Source organism: Phaeodactylibacter sp. (assembly GCF_022763345.1).
GTDB lineage: Bacteria > Bacteroidota > Bacteroidia > Chitinophagales > Saprospiraceae > Phaeodactylibacter.
In genome coordinates this window covers 96,346-115,736 of the sequence record NZ_JALEGS010000012.1, presented here as the reverse complement: position 1 = coordinate 115,736, position 19,391 = coordinate 96,346, and the positions used below count along the sequence as shown (strand labels likewise).

The following is a 19,391-nucleotide window of genomic DNA, read 5'->3' as shown; positions in this document are numbered from 1 at the left end:
ACACCCTGATGTGGCGTTAGTTGTTAAAACCAACGAAAGCCAAGGGTGAATACGATTTGCCCAAGGTTAGCCTGTTGCTCCACCAACTGCTCAGGCGCATCAAAAGTAAGGTAGGGCGTATACAGCGCTTCATTCATTTGACGGCGGTAGGCCATATCGAGGAAGAAGGTCTTTTTGTGCAGCCCCAATCCTGCGCTGATGATGCTGTTGGTGGTATCGTCGCCCTGTAACGGTGATTGCTGCAAGGTGTAACCGGCGCGCACCCTGAATTGGTCATAGGCATACTCACCGCCCAGGCGGAGGTTCCAGGCGCTTGTCAGCTCTTCAGCAATTGCAGCATTGACTTCCCTTTCAGCATCGCCAAAGCCGTCGTAGCGAAACTGGTTTTCGCCATAGTTCAGGTACTCAATCTCAGCAGAAATAAATCCGCCCCGTGGCACCCTCACCATCAGTTCCCGGTTACCATCGGCGGGCTTAAGGCTGCCATTATTGATGATAAAACCGGCACTGCCTATGAAGCGCCAGGGCGTCTGCAGGCGGTATTCAAAGCTGCCGTCTGGCGATTCGGATGAAAAGTCAAAGTCACCTTCTTGATCCGTGTAGCTGTAGCCCATACTCGCTGTATACACATCATCTAAGCGCATAAAGGTGGGAGAGTGCACGGCCATACCGAGGCGTAGCATCTGATTGGCCCGGTATATAGCGCCCAGTTTAAGATTAATGCCAGTGCCACTGGTAGACAAGTTTTCGTTATAGGTCAGCGCGTTGAAAAAAGGGATGTTACCCTCTTCTCCCATGCCCCGGTCTTCTTCCCGGTATTCCTTATCCACTTCATAGCGGACAATTGGCACACCAACTGTACCGCCAATCAGAAGGCGCTCTTTGTAATTGCCGGCGAAGGACAGCACGAACTCATTGATAGCCCCACTGGTGAAGACATCCTGCCGCTTGAAAACATCTGCATTGGGCGTGTTATCAAAATCAGAGGAGTAGAAGTCATCACCGCCAATTTGATACAGTGCCCCGACATCAAATGCAAGGCCTGACTCAAAGTCAGAAAACCCTGCTTGGCTGTTGGCTTGCTCCTGGAACCGGTTCACAATGGAGCCGGGCGAGGAGCCCTCAAAGTAAAAGTCCTGGTGGAAATTCGCCAGCCGGTTTACACCAATGGCGAAGTTGGTTGCCCGCCAGTCCCGGTTGGTATTGGCATTCGCGAAGACCACGCCGAAGGTATTCAGATTGAAATTGGCACGGTTCTCTTCAATACTCGTGCCGTCATCATCATTCAGTAGCCTGGAAGTGGTGCTGGCATTGAAGACCCCCGGGGAAATAACAAACTCTGAGCCCCGGTACCAGCCCAGGCCGGCAGGGTTGGTGCTCATGACCGAGAAATCAGAGCCCATAGCGCCCATTGCACTGCCGGCGCCTATGGAGCGTGCCGTACCGCCCACCTGAAAGTTGGAAAGGCGTAGCGCGTCCGAAAAGTTTTGTGCCCACATCGTTCCGCTAAAGCAGAAGAGAAGGGCTGCAAAAGCGATCGTATACTTCATTTAGGATAAGTTTTTATTGATCAACAAATAGAGAGGGGCGTAAGTGCGGTGCATAAGAAAAGGGGTGGGACCAGTCCATTGGTATGCTCCACCCCTTCTCTCGCTCGTCAAACGAAGTCAATATAATTCAGTCTAGTTGCCCCGGCTTCGGCTAGAGCTGGAAGACCGGCTGCTGCCGCTGCTTCGGCTGCTACTGCTACTCCGGCTTGGAGAAGAGTAGCTTCGGCTGCTACTGCTGCTGCTTCGGCTTGGCGAGGAGTAACTCCGGCTACTGCTCCGGCTTGGAGAAGAATAGCTTCGGCTGCTTCGTGAGCTGCTGTTACTGCGCGGCGTGTAAGAGCGTGAGCTCCGGTTGTTGCTTGGCGAGTAACTGCGGCTGCTGCGTGAATTGGAGTTGCTTCGGGGCGTATAACTTCTAGAAGAAGAGTTGCTGCGGTCGGAGCGTGGCGTGTAAGTACGGTTGCTCCGGCTGCTGCTATTGCCCCGATCGTAGCTTTGGCTGCTGCGTGGTGTAGAATAGGTCCGCGAGTTGCGGCTATTGCTTGAGCCACGGTCGTAGCTGCGCGGCGTACTGCCACTGCGGTCGTAAGTACCACTGCTGCGCGGTGCGTTGTAGTCGCGTGGCGTTGTGGTACGGTTTCTTGTAGAAGTCCGTGGTGCGTTGCTCCGGCTGCTTACGGCTCTAGAACGCTCGGGCGTTACAGTAGTCGTAGGAGACCGGTCGTAGGTGCGCGGACGCTCGTAGGTACGGCTGACTTTGGCTGCATTAGGATTCTGATCACTCCGGCGGTCGGGTGTGGTTTCCGCAGTGCGTGGAGATGCTCCAGCCCGGTTTACCGTTACATCTTTTGGTGTTGCGGTAGTCGGTGTGCGGTTATCCTGCTGCAATCCGATGTCCCGACGAGCCTGACTTGGCCGGTTCACAGAGCCATTGGTGCGTGGACCGTAATAAGTACCTCTGCCATCGTTATTATTATTGATGGTCACGTTATTAACGGTATTGTAGGCGAAGCCGTTGCCCCAGGTAGGTGGGCAGTAAACACCGCCGCCCCATGCGTAGGGATTATTCCAGCTGTTCCAGCCCCAGTCATTCCAACCCCAGGGAGAATTCCAGCGGTTGAAGCCCCAGGGAGAATTCCAGGCATTAAAGCCCCACGGGCTGCCCCAGCCCCAGGTATTGCCGAAACCAATACCAACGTTGATATTGATGCCGGGACCCCAGTTATTCCAGCGGTTCCATCTGTTCCAGCGATTCCACCTGTTCCAACGCCAGGGCGAATCATAGATCAGCAGTGTAGTGGCTGGGTTGAAGAAAGGATCAAAATAGGCGTAGTCTACATAAACCGGATCAAAGAATCCAAACCCATGGTAAGGACGGTGGAAGCGCCGAATCCGGGAGGAGTATTCATAGTCGTAGTACTCATCGTCGTAGTATTCGTCGTTATTCCGGTTGGAGTTGGAGGCATTACCATCATTAAAGCTGTTGCCATAATCATAGTAAGCGCCATCCGTATCCGGATTGTAGTAGAGATCGTCGTACTGCGCGCCTATATCGCCCATACCCCAGACCAGGAACAGGGCGATCAACAAAGGCGATATCTTATAGCTTTTCATAAAAATTGTTTTTAATGTAATTACCGTTGCGCTCTTATTTCTTACAACACGTAATTTATTACTTTTGTGCCTAATTTTTAGTTAAAGCCCCTTTAAAACCGCGTTTGCACCTTGTTAAATAAGGGCTTATCGCGAATTAACAACTGTTAAAACGGGCTTTTTCGGAACAAAACTACGGTATACAAACGGTTAAATCCTGTTAAAACAGCGGATAATAAGATAATTTTATGGCTAAAGCAATTACTCAGCGAAAAGACAACTACTCTCAGTGGTACCTCGATATTGTGAAGCGGGCAGGTCTGGCCGACCACTCTAAAGTGAAAGGCTGCATGGTGATTAAGCCCACCGGCTTCGCGATTTGGGAAAATATGAGAGATGAGCTCGACCGGATGTTCAAGGAGACCGGCCACGTGAACGCCTATTTCCCGCTGTTTATCCCCAAAAGTTTCCTCAGCCGTGAGGCACAGCACGTTGAAGGCTTTGCGAAGGAGTGTGCAGTAATTACCCACCACCGCCTGATGAATGACCCCGATGGCAACGGCGTGGTGGTCGATCCTGATGCGAAGTTGGAAGAAGAACTCATTGTAAGGCCTACTTCTGAGACCATCATCTGGGATACTTACAAGGACTGGATCAACTCCTATCGCGACCTGCCCCTGCTGATCAATCAGTGGGCTAATGTAGTGCGCTGGGAAATGCGGACCCGGCTCTTCCTTCGCACCACGGAGTTCCTATGGCAGGAAGGGCACACCGCTCACGCCACCCGCGAAGAAGCGATGGAAGAGGCCTTGCAAATGCAGCGGGTCTACGCCGAATTCGCGGAAGAATACATGGCCATGCCGGTCGTCAAGGGCATTAAGACCGCTAATGAGCGCTTTGCCGGGGCGGATGAGACCTTCACTATCGAGGCGCTTATGCAGGATGGGAAGGCGCTGCAGGCAGGTACCTCTCACTTCCTGGGGCAGAACTTTGCCAAAGCTTTTGATGTGAAATTTCTCAATAAGGAGAATCAGCAAGAGTACGTTTGGGCAACTTCATGGGGCGTTTCCACTCGTCTGCTCGGTGGCCTGATCATGACCCACTCCGATGACGATGGGCTGGTAATACCGCCAAAACTCGCACCTACTCAGGTGGTTATTGTGCCGATTCCAAAGCCTGGCCCGGAAATTGGAGAGGCTGCGGAAAAGGTGATGAAGGCGCTGCGCGGCCGTGGCATTCGCGTCAAGTTTGACGATGACGAAAAGAACCGGCCCGGCTTTAAGTTTGCCGAGCACGAGATGAAGGGCATTCCGGTCCGCATTGGCATCGGTAAGCGCGACCTGGAAAAAGGGCAGGTGGAAATTGCCCGCCGCGATACCAAGGAGAAGACCTTTGTGCCGATTGACGAGGCGGCGGCATACATCGAGAACCTGCTGGTCGAAATTCAAAACAACCTCTTCGAACGGGCGAAGCAGTTCCGAGACGACAACATCACGAAGGTGGACAACTTCGATGATTTCAAGGAAGCGGTTTCCGACAATGGCAACGCTGAGATCGAATCCTGGGGGGGTGGCTTTGTCTCTGCCCACTGGGACGGTACTACCGAAACAGAGCTAAAGATCAAGGAGCTGACCAAAGCTACGATCCGCTGTATCCCACTCGATAATGAAAAAGAAGAAGGACAGTGTGTCCTTACCGGCAAGCCTTCCGGGCAGCGGGTGCTGTTTGCCAAAGCGTATTAAGTAATACCGGGTGGCTCACTTATTGGGTCACCCTTCCCGTTTGAAAAAATGGAAAAATTACAAACAGCGATTACTCAGATGATCTCGCTTTCTGAACAAGAGGCGTTAGCCTTTATGTCGAGGTGTTATCGCAGGCAATTCAAGAGGAAGGCGGTATTAAGCGAGGATGAAAAAATCATCGATGAAGTCTATTTTATTGAACAAGGCATCATTAGGGTCAAGATAAATGACTTGAGCGGGGCAGAGCATACCGTTCACTTTGCAATAGAAAACCAGTTTATTGCCGATTACCGTGCATTCATTACGAGAGAAAAATCGAGTTACGAGCTGGAGGCGATAGAGGATACTGAAGTAATTGTTTTGCCTAAAGCGGGTATTGAATGGGGGTATCAATCCTTAAAGGAAGGCGAAAAACTAGGTCGGCTGATTGCGGAATATTACTTTACTTACCTTGATCGGCGCATTGAGCACCTCTACACGCTTTCGCCTTTACAGCGATATGACCTCATGAATCAAATTTTTCCAAACATTCATAATCGTGTGCCGCAGCATATGATTGCTTCCTACCTGGGCATCACGCCTATACACCTGAGCAGAATAAAGAAAAACAGGCTCTCCTGAAAGCATAAACAAATGTTATCGTTTGTAAGGCACTAAACGCTGCAACTTTGCCATGTATTAAAAAATAAAAAACATGGTAGAATTGATAGAATTTATGCATTGGGCAGTAGCCACTGTGCTACTAAGTCTTCCTGTGAATGCTCAGACCGAAAATGTCTTGTTTAAAGTTTTCGGAATTAATAAAAACACTGGCGGATTTATTTCTTCAGGGATTTTCACCAAAACCAACTTTCCAGGGGCCGGACTACAATTCAGAGGTAAATATACTGCTGTGACGCAAAGCCATATGGAGGTAATGCTAGAGAACGTGCCTGTTGGCACTTACGGCGCAGTTGTCTTCTATGATGAGAATGGTAACCGGGAACTCGACACCCATTCAGTAGGATTTCCTGTAGAGCCTATTGGCTTCGCCAATGGTGCTAGAATAAGTTTTGGACGCCCGACTTTGAAAACGCCACCTTCAATGCAGTTGAAGGTCAAACTGCAATTGTAAACATTCAACTCAGATTAAATGGAGTTTATTAGCACACTAAAAGCTAAAAATGAATTGTTGTTCATTTTCGGACTGGTCAACTTCATTTTTGCAAGCCTCTTTGTCCTACTCAGCCAGGCCACTTCCATAGAAGTGTTGGGCACGAATGCGTGGTACAAACCTTTAAAGTTTGCACTATCCATTGGCATCTTTAGCTGGACTATTGCTTGGTTTATGAGTTATCTGCCACAAGATAAGAGCATACAAATCATGAGTTGGCTAATTGTTCTGATGCTTGGCTTTGAAATTCTTTACATAGGCATTCAAGCAGGGAGAGGGCAATTATCACACTATAACTTATCTACTCCAATTTATGGAGGGCTTTACGTTTTGATGGCTTTTGCTGCAACAGTAGTCTCTTTCATTACACTGGTTTTGGCCATTCGTTTCTTCCAGGTACCACTGCCTGAGCTGCCAGATTACTACATCTGGTCTATTAGAGCAGGCCTGATTCTGTTCTTTATATTCTCGCTAGAAGGTTTTGTCATGGGAGCAAACCTCTCACATACCATAGGTGCTTCATCTAGCGGTAAGGTTATTCCTTTTTTGAATTGGAGCAGAGAATATGGCGACCCAAGAGTTGCGCATTTCGTTGGAATGCACGCACTACAAGTGCTACCAATTGCTTCCTGCTACATCTTGAAAGACATAAGACTAACCTTCGGACTAGTCATTTTATATACGCTTATGGCAGTTTATGTATTGATACAGGCTCTTTATGGCCACCCATTCTTAAAGTCTTAATAATTATGAAAAACAGAAACAAATCGATTACAAAAGCAACGACCAAGATATGCTTGCTGTGTTTCATTACTTTATCTGCTACGGGTTGTTATTCGGTCAAAAAATCTGTTGATCGAAGCTACCCCAACTCGAAAGAGATTCAATGGCCCGAGGACTACCAACCTGAAGAATCTAAATTTTTTGTTCACAATGAAATAGACATCAACGCTTCAGCTGAAATAGTTTGGTCTGTGCTCATCCAGGCAGACGAATGGGAAGACTATTATGAAGGAGCCAGCAATCTAAAGCTAATAGATAACACCGATGGGCGACTTGCCGAAAGTACTGTTTTTACATGGAAAACAATGGGGCTAGACTTCACCTCTACCATTAAAGAGTTTGAAGCGCCTTACAGACTTGGTTGGGAATCCAATAAAAAGAGCATTCGAGGATATCACGCCTGGCTCATTATTCCTACTGAAAATGGGTGTCAACTGATTACAAGCGAGGCTCAACATGGCTTTATGACTTTTCTCCAAAAAGTGTTCGTCCCCAATAAATTGGAACGCCTCCATAATGAATGGCTGACTCAAATAAAGTATAAATCTGAAAATGTAGAAAAATGAAAATAGCACAAAAAACTATCAAAAGGCTAAAATCCAACTACCATGAATGGGTGTTGGTCACCGGAGCGACTTCCGGTATTGGAAGAGAGCTTGCCCTTAAATTTGGTGAAGCTGGCTTCAAACTCATTATTACCGGTAGGAGAGGTATGGAACTGGAAGCGCTTAGTGCCCATCTTTCTGATGAATACAATACAGAAAGTATACCTGTACAAGGCGACCTTTCCATCATCGAAGATGTCAATAAACTCTTTTCGGAAGTCAGTCACCTAAACATCGGTATCGCTATACTAAATGCAGGTTTTGGTACCTCGGGTAAATTCAGAGCCTCTAATATTGAGCAGGAGGTTAATATGCTGGACCTCAATTGTAAAGCTGTATTGATCATGGCTCACCATTTTGCTAATAAGATGAAAGCCCAACCCAAAAAAGGTGCGATCGTGTTTATGAGCTCTATGGTTGCTTTTCAGGGGGTGCCCAATGCTGCGAACTACGCTGCTACTAAAGCGTACGTGCAATCCTTTAGTGAGGCATTGGCTGTCGAGCTTAAAAGCGAAGGGATAGATGTACTGTCTGCCGCTCCTGGTCCAGTAGCCAGTGGCTTTGCAGAACGTGCGGATATGAAAATGGATATGTCTCTCAGCCCTGAACAGATTGGGGTCCCCATTATCGAAGCCATAGGTAGTAGATCTACCGTCTTGCCTGGTTTTCTAACCAAGCTTTTAGTTTACAACCTCCGGATGACACCAAGATGGGCCAAGGTTCAGATTATGGGTAAAGTTATGGGAGGGTTTACTAAGCATCAGCGATCCCTGGTTCAGGGCACAATGTCAAAGAGTTAGACTAATGGCTAGCCAAGGCTGAAACGCCAGGTTGCCTGGGGTGCTTTTGAGGCTACTCTTCCTATGCATTTACGGTCTCCGGCCTTACCGGTCAAAGCCAACCGCCAACGAGGCAGATTGATTAGCTTCAAAATTCGCTCACCATTTTGGCTTTTAACTTGGCTATGTTTCATTTCAGGTTTCGCTCCGATTGCAAAAAAATAAATCTCTGCGTATTTCTCATGGATTAACCCAAAACGGGTTTCGTTTGCCATCCCCACATTTCTTTTTAATTTTAGCAATGGCATCATGAGTTTCTTACTGAAAAGTAAGGAGAATGGTATCCGCATCGCTAATTTTAGGACGTTCTTAATCTTCGATAAGGTACATTTATGTTCAACTGCTTTCCACCTTTTCCCCGTTGTTTTCCACTGATTTTGATGCTCAGTGTTTTGGTGAATTCATGTACCTCTGACCAGCAACCCCAGGTAAATGTCCAGAAAGGCAGCCGCATCGCCCTCATTGGCGGGAATATTTGTGCCCGCATGCTGCATTATGGTCATCTGGAAACGGCTTTCCACCTGCGGCACCCTGATAGCCTTTTGTTTATACGCAACCTCTGTGACGGCGGCGATATGCCGGGCTTCCGCCCTCACCCGGCCCGCAATACACCCTGGGCTTTCCCGGGTGCTGAAGCTTACTACGAAGAGTTGGCCAACCCATCCCACAGCGAGGGGCACTTCCCCTATCCTGATGAATGGCTCGATACCCTCAATGCTGACATCATCCTGGCATTCTGGGGGTATAATGCGGCACAGTTTGGTCCGGGCCGGTTGCCCACTTTCAAAGCGGAGCTTCGGGCCTTTATCCAGCATACGCTTGAGCAGGCTTATAACGATATCCGCCCGCCCCAACTGATCCTGGTGACGCCCACCGCTATTCAAGACCTCTCCGCTACCACGGATTTGCCGAAAGGCCACCAGCAAAATGCCATGCTGTCGCTGTATGCTAATGCTATCCAGGAGGTCGCAGTGGCAGAAGGCGTACCGGTCATCGACCTTTTTGAGCCTTCCAAAGCCTGGTATGCCGAAGGGCAGCCTCTGACCATCGACGGGCTGCAACTGAATGATGCAGGCAATCAGCGCGTAGCCAGCTACCTGGCCGATCAGCTTTTTGGCGAAAGCCCTAAAATCAGGATTGCAACCGGTGCTGTGCGGAAAGCCGTGCTGGACAAAAACTGGTTTTGGGCCAACGACTACAAAATTCCCAACAGCGTGCACGTATATGGCCGCCGCTACGAGCCCTACGGGCCGGACAATTACCCGGCAGAAATCCGGAAAATCCGTGCACTGACGGCAGTAAGGGACACCGCTATCTGGAAGCTCTTGCAGAGTGAGACCTATGACCTGAAGACCGCCGATGCCCACACCCCAAGCCTACCGCCTGTGGAGACCAATTTCGATCCGGCGGAAGGCCTGATTCCCTACCGGTACGGAGCTGAAGCCGAAGCTACACTAACAACAGCCCCTGGCTATAAAGTTGAGCTGTTCGCCTCTGAAAAGGAATTCGAAGACCTCGCTAACCCCGTACAATTGTCTTTCGACAATAAAGGTCGGCTGTGGGTTGCTGTGATGCCTTCCTACCCCCACTACAAGCCCGGCGATGAGCGCCCTAACGATAAAATCCTCATCCTGGAAGATACGGATGGGGATGGGAAAGCCGACCGGCAGACCACCTTTGCCGATGGGCTGCACCTGCCTATTGGGTTTGAAATCGCCCCGGAAGGTGTGTACGTTTCTCAAGGCAGCAGCCTGGTGTTGCTGACGGACACGGATGGGGATGACCGGGCAGATCGAGGGGAAATTTTGCTTAGCGGTTTTGACGACCACGATACACATCACGCCATTAGCGCGTTTTGTGCGGACCCCTCCGGCGCCATTTTCATGGGGGAGGGCACGTTTTTGCACACCAACGTAGAAACAGTGTACGGCACTGTCCGTGGCACAAATGGCGGCTTTTACCGGTACAATCCCGCCCGGCGTCACCTGGAGCGCACCGCGCAGCTGGCCATTCCCAATCCATGGGGTATAGCCTTTGATACCTGGGGACAGCCCTTCTTCGCCGAAACCTCCGGGCCTGACTTGCGGTGGATGTCACCGGGCACTATTGCACCGGTATATGGAAAAGCCAGCCCCAAGGCAGCTAATATCATTGAGGCGGCTCACCGGGTACGTCCCACCTCGGGCCTGGAATTTGTCTCCAGCCGCCATTTCCCAGATGAAGTGCAGGGCGATTTGCTCATCAACAACACCATTGGCTTTCTGGGCACCAAGCAGCACCAAATGCTGGAAGCCGGGACCGGGCACAGCAGCCGCCACCGGCAAGACCTGTTGCAGTCTTCTGATCCTCACTTCCGGCCTGTGGATATGGAATTTGCGCCCGATGGCTCCCTTTATCTCGTGGACTGGCATAACCGCCTTATCGGTCACATGCAGCACAATGCCCGCGATCCTCTGCGCGACCATGCCCACGGACGTATCTACCGGGTGACTTGCCCGGGCCGCCCCCTTGTCCGGCCTGCCAAAATCGCCGGAGCAGCTATTCCCACCTTATTGGATAACCTCAAGCTGCCGGAGTACCGCACCCGCTATCGGACCCGCCGAGAGCTTAGAGGCAGAAATGCCGACGCTGTCCTGCCCGCCCTGCGCAGATGGATAGCGAATTTGGACACATTGGATGCCGGGTACGAACGATATCTACTCGAAGCGCTTTGGGTCAGTTGGGGGCTCAATCAGGTAGAGGAGCCTTTGCTGCGGCAGTTGCTCAAGGCCAAAGATTACCGGGTGCGGGCAGCAGCGGTGCGCGTTTTGCGTTATACCGGGCATCAGGTAGCCGATCAGGCAGACTTGCTGTTAGCGGGTGCCGGTGACACCCATGGGCGGGTGCGCCTGGAGGCTGTCGTGGCTGCTTCCTGGCTGGAGCCTGCCGTTGCCCGGTCTGTGCTGGAACGTGCCGAACAGGAAGCCGTGGATGAGTGGATGAAACCAGTATACGCGGCCCTGCGAGAACGCCTCTACACCGATACGCCCGTTGTTGCATCAGCTGGCCTTGAAGCTATCCTTAGCCCCGGGCAACAGGTATACGAGCGCGAAGGCTCCTGCATCACCTGCCATCAGCCGGATGGAAAGGGGCTTACCGCATCCGGGTTCCCGCCCCTGGCCGGATCAGAATGGGTAACAGGCAGCAAGGAGCGCCTGATCAAACTGACGCTGAAAGGGCTGCACGGCCCCATTGAGGTCAATGGGCAAAACTACCCCGGGCAGGTACCTATGACCGCTTTTGAGGGCTTGTTGAGCGACAAGGAAATCGCAGATGTGCTATCTTACGTACGCAATGCCTTTGGCAACAGCGCAGGGCCCATTGCTCCGGCAGAAGTTAAAAGGGTACGCGCTGCGGTTGCGGATCAGGAAGGCTTTTACCGCCCGGCGGAATTGCTGGGACAACACCCAAAATAGAAACGACTATGAGGTATACACTGCTGTTGTTTTCCACCCTGCTGCTTTATAGTTGTGCCGGGGAGCAACCCCCCAAAGCGCCAGAAGGTCCGCCTCCTTCCTATGCGACTTACGGCCCGGCATCTGAAACAACGGAACGCCCAAAGGTCGTACTAGTGAGCGGGGATGAGGAGTACCGGTCGGAGGAGGCCCTGCCCCAACTGGCCAAAATTCTCGCACAGCGGCACGGCTTTGACTGTACGGTGCTCTTTGCGCAGCACCCAGAGCAGCCTGGTATCATCAACCCCAACTACGTTTACCACATTCCGGGGCTGGAGCAGCTGGAGGAGGCAGATTTGCTGGTGCTTTTCACTCGTTTCCGGGAGCTTCCCGATGAGCAGATGGGGTACTTCAAAGCCTATTTGGAGGCAGGGAAGCCGGTCATTGGGCTTCGTACCGCTACTCATGCGTTCCGGTTCAGGGATACACTCAGCCCCTGGAGGCACTGGGGCAATTATTATCAGGGGGAGAAGGAAGCCTGGCACGGTGGGTTCGGGCAACTGGTGCTGGGCACCAACTGGCACAGCCATCACGGGCACCACAAGCACCAAAGTACACGAGGGATCATTCCACGAGAGGCGGCGAAGCATCCCGTGCTCAATGGCATTCAGTCGGGTGAAATATGGGGCCCTACAGATGTGTATGGTTTGTCCGGGCCATTGGACAGTACAGCCACGCCCCTGGTTTACGGGCAGGTGACAGATAATACCAAGAGTTACGATGAGTCTGATGTGATGTACGGCATGCGGGAAGACCAATGGGCGATTGCCTCTACCAATCCGGCGAGCGAGCGTTTCTACAATCCCAATCAGCCGATGATGCCGGTAGCTTGGCTGAAGCCCTATCAATTACCAGGCGGGCAAGCCGGAAAAGCCTTCGCCTGCACGATGGGTGCCTCTACAGATTTGCTCGACGAGGAGTTTCGCCTCCTGTTGGTGAATGCTGCTTTTTACCTGACCGGGCAGTCGGTGCCGGAAGCCGCGAATGTGGATACCATAGGCGATTACCAGCCCACAGCTTTCCAATTTCACGATGATGCGTACTGGCAGGAGCGGCAGCTTAGAGTGCCCGCTTCAATGCCATAGCGTAGCCCAGGTGGAGGGCTTCGTGCAATGCGTTGAACGAAGCCGCTTCCTCAATATTAGTGAGTTCTACTCCGTAGCTGGTGGGATAGGATTCGAAGGTCTGGAACAAGCCCGCCTCGAAGTCGGCCTCAAACTGATCAAGGGTAGTGACCGCTAGTTTTTTCAACCCTTCCAGTTCAGCTGTGGTATGCACTTTTTCGGGTTTAGTGCCCTTGCGGAAGGCTGCGAGGACTTCGTCTTCTACTTTGGGGTTTAGCCCGGATAAGCTGTAGGTGAGCAACTGCTGTGTGGCAATGATGTGCCCGAAATTCCAGATCAGGTTATTGTTGAAGCCTTCCGGTATGTGGTTTACGGCTTCCAGGCTCATGCCGGAAAGCAGCCGGATGAAGTTGGCCCGGGTCTGTCGGGTGGTGGACAAATTCATAATAGGTGGTTTGTTTTTTGTTAAGGGCTTCTCGAAAAATAAAATGCACAACTGGTTTTGTTCCAACGTTGCACAAAACCAACCAGAGGGCGAGTTTTGTGCAATGTTGGGGCAAAAGCTTTTTGAAAGTTGTGTATTTTATTTTTGCCCCACTACTAAAGGCTTCTCGAAAAAAGAAAATACGCAACTGGTTTTTTTCCACTACTAATGAGCTTCCCGCCAGTTCTGCCCTTCCCCCATTTCTACCAGGATCGGCACATTAAGGTTAGGGATGGCGTTGACCATATGCTCTTCAATGATCGGCTTGATGGTGTCGAGCTCCGACTTGTGGGCATCAAAGACCAGTTCGTCATGTACCTGCAGGATCATCTTTGACTTGAATTGCTCTTTTTCGAAAATATCATTGATGCGCACCATGGCAATCTTGATCATATCCGCAGCTGTACCCTGTACCGGGGTGTTGATGGCGTTGCGCTCGGCGTGGCTGCGGAGTACCCCATTTCGGGAGTCGATATCGCGCAGGTAGCGGCGGCGGCCCATCAGGGTCTTGACATAGCCGTCCTTTCGGGCTTTTTCCACAATGCCGTCCATGTAGCCCTTCAGGTCCGGGTAGCGGCTGAAGTACTGATCGATCAGTTCCTTGGCTTCGCTGCGCTTGATGCCCAATTGCTGAGACAGGTTCGTAGCGCCCGCCCCGTAGATGAGTGCGAAATTGACGGTCTTGGCCCGGTAGCGTTGTTCCCTTGTGACCTCCTCGTAGGGTACGTCAAATACGCGGGCAGCAGTGGCAGAGTGGACGTCTTTACCCGACTTAAAGGCTTCCAGCATGGCTTCTTCCCCGCTCATCTCCGCGATTAGGCGCAGCTCGATCTGAGAATAGTCGGCGGCAAGGAGGACGTGGTCTTCATCGCGCGGGATAAAAGCCTCCCGCACCCGGGCCCCCTGCGGTGTCCGAATTGGTATATTCTGTAGGTTAGGGTTATTGGAGCTAAGCCGGCCAGTAGCGGTCAGCGCCTGATTAAAAGAGCTATGGATGCGCCCGGTAAGCGGATTGATGAGCTTAGGCAGGGCGTCGACGTAGGTGGACCGCAGCTTGGTCAGGCCCCGGTAGTCCAGGATTTTCTGAACGATGGGGTACTCTCCGGCCAGTTCTGCCAATTTCTCCTCACTGGTGGAGTACTGTCCAGACTTGGTTTTTTTGAAACGGTAGGGCAGCTCCATTTTCTCAAAGAGGACTTCCCCGACCTGACGGGGGGAGGCCACGTTAAATGCCGTGCCTGCATCTTCGTGGATTTCCTTTTCCAGCTGATCGATTTCCTTAGCCAATTCTTTAGAATAAGACTTGAGGTAATCGGCATTGAGCCGTATGCCCTCGTGCTCGATATTGACCAGGGCGCGCACCAGGGGCGCTTCAATTTCTTCGTATAGTTTTTGGAAGCCTTCTTCCTCCAGTTTAGGCGCGAGGTATTCTCTGAGCTGAAGCGTGATGTCGGCATCTTCGGCCGCGTAATCTTTCACTTCCTCCGGCGGCAGGTCGCGCATGGTCTTTTGCTTCTTGCCCTTTTTGCCAATGAGGCTTTCGATCTCAATCGGCTGGTACTTGAGGTAGGTCTCCGAGAGGTAGTCCATATTGTGGCGCAGCTCGGGCTCCAGCAGGTAGTGGGCGATCATAGTGTCGAAGTAGGGGCCTTTGACTTCCACGCCATAGCGGCGAAGCATTAGGGCGTCGTACTTGAGGTTTTGGGCGACCTTTTCGATGTTCTCGTCCTCCATCACCGCTTTGAACTGCTGCACGAGGCGGGTCGCTTCTTCATAGCCTGAGGGCACGGGCACGTAGTAGGCTTCGTGGGCCTTTACGGCAAAGGACATGCCCACCAATTCTGCCTGTGTGGCGTCGATGCCGGTCGTTTCCGTATCGAAACAAATGCGCTTGGCTTCCATCAGGAGCTGAAGGAGCTCAGCCCGTTTTTCTTCGCTATCTACCAGGTGGTAAGCATGCTTGGTATTGCCAATATTTTTGTCGGCTACAGAATGAGCTGGCGGTGCTTTGACCTCCGATTTGGTTTCGCTCTGCTGATTGAAGAGGTCGCCCTGTGCATTTTCCTGCGGCACTTTGTCCTCTCCCAGTATCTGCCTGGCCAGGCTTCGGAATTCCAGTTCTTTGAACAGCTCGGCGAGGCGGTCGTTGTCCTGCCCCTCAATTTTGTAGGCCTCCGCATCAAACTGAATGGGCACCTGGGTTTCGATCACGGCCAGCTTTTTGGACAGCAAGGCTTGTTCCCGGTGTTCTTCCAGGCGTTCCTTTTGTTTGCCTTTGAGCTGGTCTGTGCTGTCCAGCAGGGTTTCCATGGAACCAAATTGTGCCAGCAATTTGGAGGCGGTCTTTGGGCCAATGCCCGGTACGCCCGGAATATTGTCCACGGCATCGCCCTGCAGCCCCAGCATATCGATGACCTGCTCAACCCGCTCCACATCCCACTTCTTGAGAATCTCCGGTACGCCCATGATGTCCACGCCATTGCCCTGACGAGAGGGTTTGTACAGGAAGACATTATCAGATACAAGCTGCCCAAAGTCCTTATCCGGCGTCACCATGTAGACTTTGAAGCCCTCCTTTTCGGCCTGCTTGGCAAGGGTGCCGATCACATCATCTGCTTCGTACCCATCTACGGTGACGATAGGGATGTTAAAGGCTTTTACGATGGCTTCGATGTACGGAATGGCGACGACGATATCCTCCGGCTGTTCCTCCCGGTTGGCCTTGTAGGGCTCATACATCTCATGCCGGAAAGTGGGGGTGGATAAATCAAAGGCAACAGCAATGTGGGTCGGCTTCTGATCGCGCATGAGGTCCCAAAGCGTCCGGGTGAAGCCCATAACGGCCGAGGTGTTGACCCCCTTGGAATTGATCAGTGGGCGGTTGATGAATGCAAAGTGTGCCCGGTAGACCAGGGCGTGACCATCCAGTAAGAAGAGTTTTTTTTCGTCTGCCATTCGTTTTCGTCTGCGTTTTTAGCTTTTCAGTTTCCCTACGCCTCCTCCAGTGCCTTGAGTTGTTCCTCCCGCTTGGTGCGTTTGGCTTCTTTGCTGGAAAGATAGGAATAAATGGCCGGAATCACGTAGAGTGTCAGCACCGTTGAAAAGACCAGCCCGCCGATGACGGCGATACCCATAGAGACCCGGCTTTCAGACCCGGCACCCAGCGCCAGGGCAATCGGCAATACGCCCAATATGGTGGACAGGCTCGTCATGAGGATGGGTCGGAAACGTGCTTCGGCAGCCTCCTTGATGGCTTCCAGGCGGCTCAGCCCGGCTTCTTTCCGCTGATTGGCGAATTCCACAATCAGGATGCCGTTTTTGGCTACCAGACCAATGAGCATGATAATGCCGATCTGACTGAATATGTTCAGGGTTTGCCCGTAGAGCATCAGGGATAAAACAGCGCCTGCCAGCGCGAGGGGCACGGTGAACATGATGATAAACGGATCGATAAAGCTCTCAAACTGGGCTGCTAAAACCAGGTAGATAAGCACCAATGCCAGCGCAAAAGCGAAGACCAGGCTGGAGGAGCTTTCCGCAAAATCGCGGGACGTACCAGTCAGGGTGGTGTAAAAGCCATCGTCCAGTGTTTCCGCTGCGATGCGGTTCATGGCTTCGATACCGTTGCCCAGGGTATTGTCGCCCGACAGGCCAGCGGATACAGTAGCAGAAGCAAAGCGGTTGAAGCGGAACAGCGTCGGTGGAGTGATTTGCTCTTCCAGGGTGACCAGATTGTCCAGCTGCACCATATTTCCGGCGTCATTACGTACATAAAGGGAGCGTAAATCAACGGGTTCGTCTCGTCCTTCGCGCTGTATCTGCCCAATGACCTGATACTGTTTGCCATTCATAATGAAATACCCGAAGCGCTGCCCGCTGAGCCCCAGTTGGAGGGTCTGCGCAATATCCAGTACAGAAACACCCAGGTCACGGGCTTTCTGCCGGTTGATTTCGATGTTCAGCTCCGGTTTGTTGAACTTCAGGTCGACATCCACAAAGCTGAAGGTCGGGTCTTGCTTGACTTTCTCCACAAAGCGAGGCAGGGTCTCTTTGAGCTTTTCGAAATTTGGGGCCTGCAGTACGTACTGTACTGGTAGCCCTCCCCGGCCGTTGCCGATGCTCTGCTCTTCACTGAGATACGTCAGGGCTCCGGTCAATTCGCTGACTTCAGGTCGTATCGCATTGAGAATTTCCGTCTGACTGCGTTCCCTTTTTTGAGGATCTTCCAGGACGGCAAAGGCAAAAGCAGAATTTACGGAAGTGGAAGCACCAAAGCCGGGGGAGGTTACGGAAATCACCCCTTCGCTCTCGGGTATGGCCTCGACCATTGTTTCGACCAGGTCATTGGTATAGGCATCCATGTATTCAAAGGTGGAGCCTTCCGGGGCACGGGCAAAAGCCCGGATACGGCTTCGGTCCTCCAAGGGTGCCAGTTCCTGAGGCAGCCCGCCCCCGATGGCATAGATGGCCCAGCCTGAGATTGCCATGATGACCAGTGCCAGCCAGCGGACCTGCATGAAACCATTCAGGGTACTGCGGTAGCCTTTGGTCAGGGCAACGAAAAAGGGCTCGGTGACCCGGTAAAACCAGGGCTGCCGTTCGCGCTTTTTCAGGATACTGCTCGACAGCATGGGCGTAAGGGTGAGGGCCACAAAGGAGGAGATGACCACGGCTCCGGCGATGACGATGCCGAACTCCCGGAACAGGCGCCCGGTAAGGCCCTGCAAGAAGATGACCGGCATAAAAACGGCAACCAGCGCTACGGTAGTGGCAATAACAGCAAAGAAAATTTCTTCACTGCCTTTCATAGCTGCTTCAAGGGGCGTCATGCCATTTTCCACTTTCGTGTAAATATTTTCAAGGACGACCACAGCGTCATCCACCACCAGCCCGATGGCGAGCACGATGCCCAGTAGTGTGAGCACGTTGATGGAGAAATTGGCGGCATACATCACAAAGAAGGCACCGATAAGGGCAATGGGGATAACAATGACCGGGATAATGGTAGTCCGCCAGTCACGCAGGAATAAAAAGATAATCATGACCACCAGCCCGAATGCGACATAGATGGTCTGCTCCACTTCATCGATGGAGTCACGGATAAACTGCGTTTTATCGAAGCCAATACCCAGTTGGATGTCAGCGGGCAGGTCTTTTTTGATTTGCTCGAGGCGTTCGTAGAAGGCATCGGCAATTTCGATATTGTTGGCCCCAGGTTGGGGTACGATGGCGTTGCCCACCATAGGCACGCCGTCCCGCTTGAGTACGGTACGCAAGTTTTCCGGGCCCAGCTCAGCGTAGCCGATATCGCGGAAGCGGACAATACGGCCGTTTTCTTCTTTCAGGATGAGGTTATTGAATTCATCAGGGGTGGTGAGCCTGCCTTGTGTTCGTACGGTGAGCTCGGTGTTGGCTCCTTCTACCCGGCCGGAGGGGAGTTCTATATTTTCACGTTGTAAGGCTTGCTGTACATCCAAAGGGGTAAGCCCATAGGCCGCCAGCCGTTCTGCCTCAATCCACAGGCGCATGGCATATTTCTTCTGGCCCCAGATGCGTATTTCACTCACACCATTAATAGTCTGAAGGCGCTCCTTGAAGACATTCTCCGCGATATCGGTGAGCTCAAGCAGGGAGCGTTGGTCGCTTTGTATATTGAGGAAAATGATGGGATCAGAATCGGCATCAGCTTTAGAGACTACGGGCGGATCGGTATCAGGGGGCAGCTCGCCCACAACCTGAGAGACCTTGTCGCGCACATCGTTGGCAGCGGTTTCCAAGTCTACCTCTAGATCAAATTCTACAGTCAGTGTGCTTCGTCCGTCCCGGCTAACGGAAGTAATGGAGCGAATGCCGGCAATACCATTCACGGCTTCTTCCACCGGCTCAGTGATTTGAGACTCAATGATATCTGCGTTGGCCCCTACGTAGTTGGTGGTAACGGTAATGATGGGAGGGTCCACACTTGGGTACTCGCGTACGCCCAGGTAGGTCAGCCCGATAAGGCCGAAGAGCACGATGACGATAGACAAGACGGATGCCAGTACCGGGCGCTTTATACTTAGGGATGACAGGCTCATAGGTGTG

General features: G+C 52.0%; 14 protein-coding genes. 8 read left to right on the top strand and 6 right to left on the bottom strand.

Annotated features, from left to right (window positions below; all coding sequences use genetic code 11):
* Positions 1–23: 23 nt before the first annotated feature.
* Together MRY86_RS02805 and MRY86_RS02800 are read right to left on the bottom strand one after the other, a co-directional pair.
* Positions 24–1,550: a hypothetical protein gene (locus MRY86_RS02805; RefSeq protein ID WP_293569148.1), complete on the bottom strand. Its 1,527-nt coding sequence runs from the start codon at positions 1,548–1,550 to the stop codon at positions 24–26.
* A 132-nt stretch (positions 1,551–1,682) separates the two neighbouring features.
* Entirely contained in the window at positions 1,683–3,164 is a 1,482-nt protein-coding gene (locus MRY86_RS02800; RefSeq protein ID WP_293569146.1) for a hypothetical protein, read from the bottom strand.
* Between the two features lie 227 nt (positions 3,165–3,391).
* On the opposite strand from MRY86_RS02800, the gene proS reads away from it, so the two are divergent.
* From proS to MRY86_RS02770, 6 genes are all read left to right on the top strand, one after another.
* Positions 3,392–4,885 (top strand): proline--tRNA ligase, encoded by a 1,494-nt coding sequence (gene proS / locus MRY86_RS02795; RefSeq protein ID WP_293569144.1) that lies wholly within the window; start codon positions 3,392–3,394, stop codon positions 4,883–4,885.
* A 48-nt stretch (positions 4,886–4,933) separates the two neighbouring features.
* Entirely contained in the window at positions 4,934–5,506 is a 573-nt protein-coding gene (locus MRY86_RS02790) for a Crp/Fnr family transcriptional regulator (RefSeq protein WP_293569142.1), read from the top strand.
* Positions 5,507–5,579: 73 nt separating this feature from the next.
* Positions 5,580–5,999, top strand: a complete 420-nt coding sequence (locus tag MRY86_RS02785; protein WP_293569140.1) for a DUF2141 domain-containing protein — start codon at positions 5,580–5,582, stop codon at positions 5,997–5,999.
* Positions 6,000–6,017: 18 nt separating this feature from the next.
* Positions 6,018–6,782: a hypothetical protein gene (locus MRY86_RS02780; protein WP_293569138.1), complete on the top strand. Its 765-nt coding sequence runs from the start codon at positions 6,018–6,020 to the stop codon at positions 6,780–6,782.
* 5 nt (positions 6,783–6,787) lie between these two features.
* Entirely contained in the window at positions 6,788–7,387 is a 600-nt protein-coding gene (locus tag MRY86_RS02775; RefSeq protein ID WP_293569136.1) for an SRPBCC family protein, read from the top strand.
* The gene (locus MRY86_RS02770; protein WP_293569135.1) at positions 7,384–8,226 is read left to right on the top strand and encodes an SDR family NAD(P)-dependent oxidoreductase; all 843 of its coding nucleotides are present in this window, start codon (positions 7,384–7,386) and stop codon (positions 8,224–8,226) included. The genes MRY86_RS02775 and MRY86_RS02770 overlap by 4 nt, the downstream gene beginning before the upstream one ends.
* Before the next feature lie 8 nt (positions 8,227–8,234).
* On the opposite strand, the gene MRY86_RS02765 is transcribed toward MRY86_RS02770, so the two are convergent.
* The gene (locus tag MRY86_RS02765; RefSeq protein WP_293569133.1) at positions 8,235–8,516 is read right to left on the bottom strand and encodes a hypothetical protein; all 282 of its coding nucleotides are present in this window, start codon (positions 8,514–8,516) and stop codon (positions 8,235–8,237) included.
* 129 nt (positions 8,517–8,645) lie between these two features.
* Here MRY86_RS02765 and MRY86_RS02760 point away from each other — a divergent pair, with 129 nt between their 5' ends.
* Together MRY86_RS02760 and MRY86_RS02755 are read left to right on the top strand one after the other, a co-directional pair.
* A complete protein-coding gene (locus tag MRY86_RS02760) occupies positions 8,646–11,720 on the top strand; it encodes a PVC-type heme-binding CxxCH protein (protein ID WP_293569131.1) in 3,075 nt (1,024 codons plus the stop codon).
* An 8-nt stretch (positions 11,721–11,728) separates the two neighbouring features.
* The gene (locus MRY86_RS02755; protein WP_293569129.1) at positions 11,729–12,844 is read left to right on the top strand and encodes a ThuA domain-containing protein; all 1,116 of its coding nucleotides are present in this window, start codon (positions 11,729–11,731) and stop codon (positions 12,842–12,844) included.
* On the opposite strand, the gene MRY86_RS02750 is transcribed toward MRY86_RS02755, so the two are convergent.
* The 3 genes from MRY86_RS02750 to MRY86_RS02740 form a co-directional block, all read right to left on the bottom strand.
* Positions 12,819–13,268, bottom strand: a complete 450-nt coding sequence (locus MRY86_RS02750) for a DinB family protein (RefSeq protein WP_293569127.1) — start codon at positions 13,266–13,268, stop codon at positions 12,819–12,821. The genes MRY86_RS02755 and MRY86_RS02750 overlap by 26 nt on opposite strands.
* Positions 13,269–13,472: 204 nt before the next feature.
* A complete protein-coding gene (gene polA / locus MRY86_RS02745) occupies positions 13,473–16,262 on the bottom strand; it encodes a DNA polymerase I (RefSeq protein WP_293569125.1) in 2,790 nt (929 codons plus the stop codon).
* Positions 16,263–16,297: 35 nt separating this feature from the next.
* On the bottom strand, positions 16,298–19,384 hold the full coding sequence (locus tag MRY86_RS02740) for an efflux RND transporter permease subunit (protein ID WP_293569123.1): 3,087 nt from the start codon (positions 19,382–19,384) through the stop codon (positions 16,298–16,300).
* Positions 19,385–19,391 lie beyond the last annotated feature (7 nt).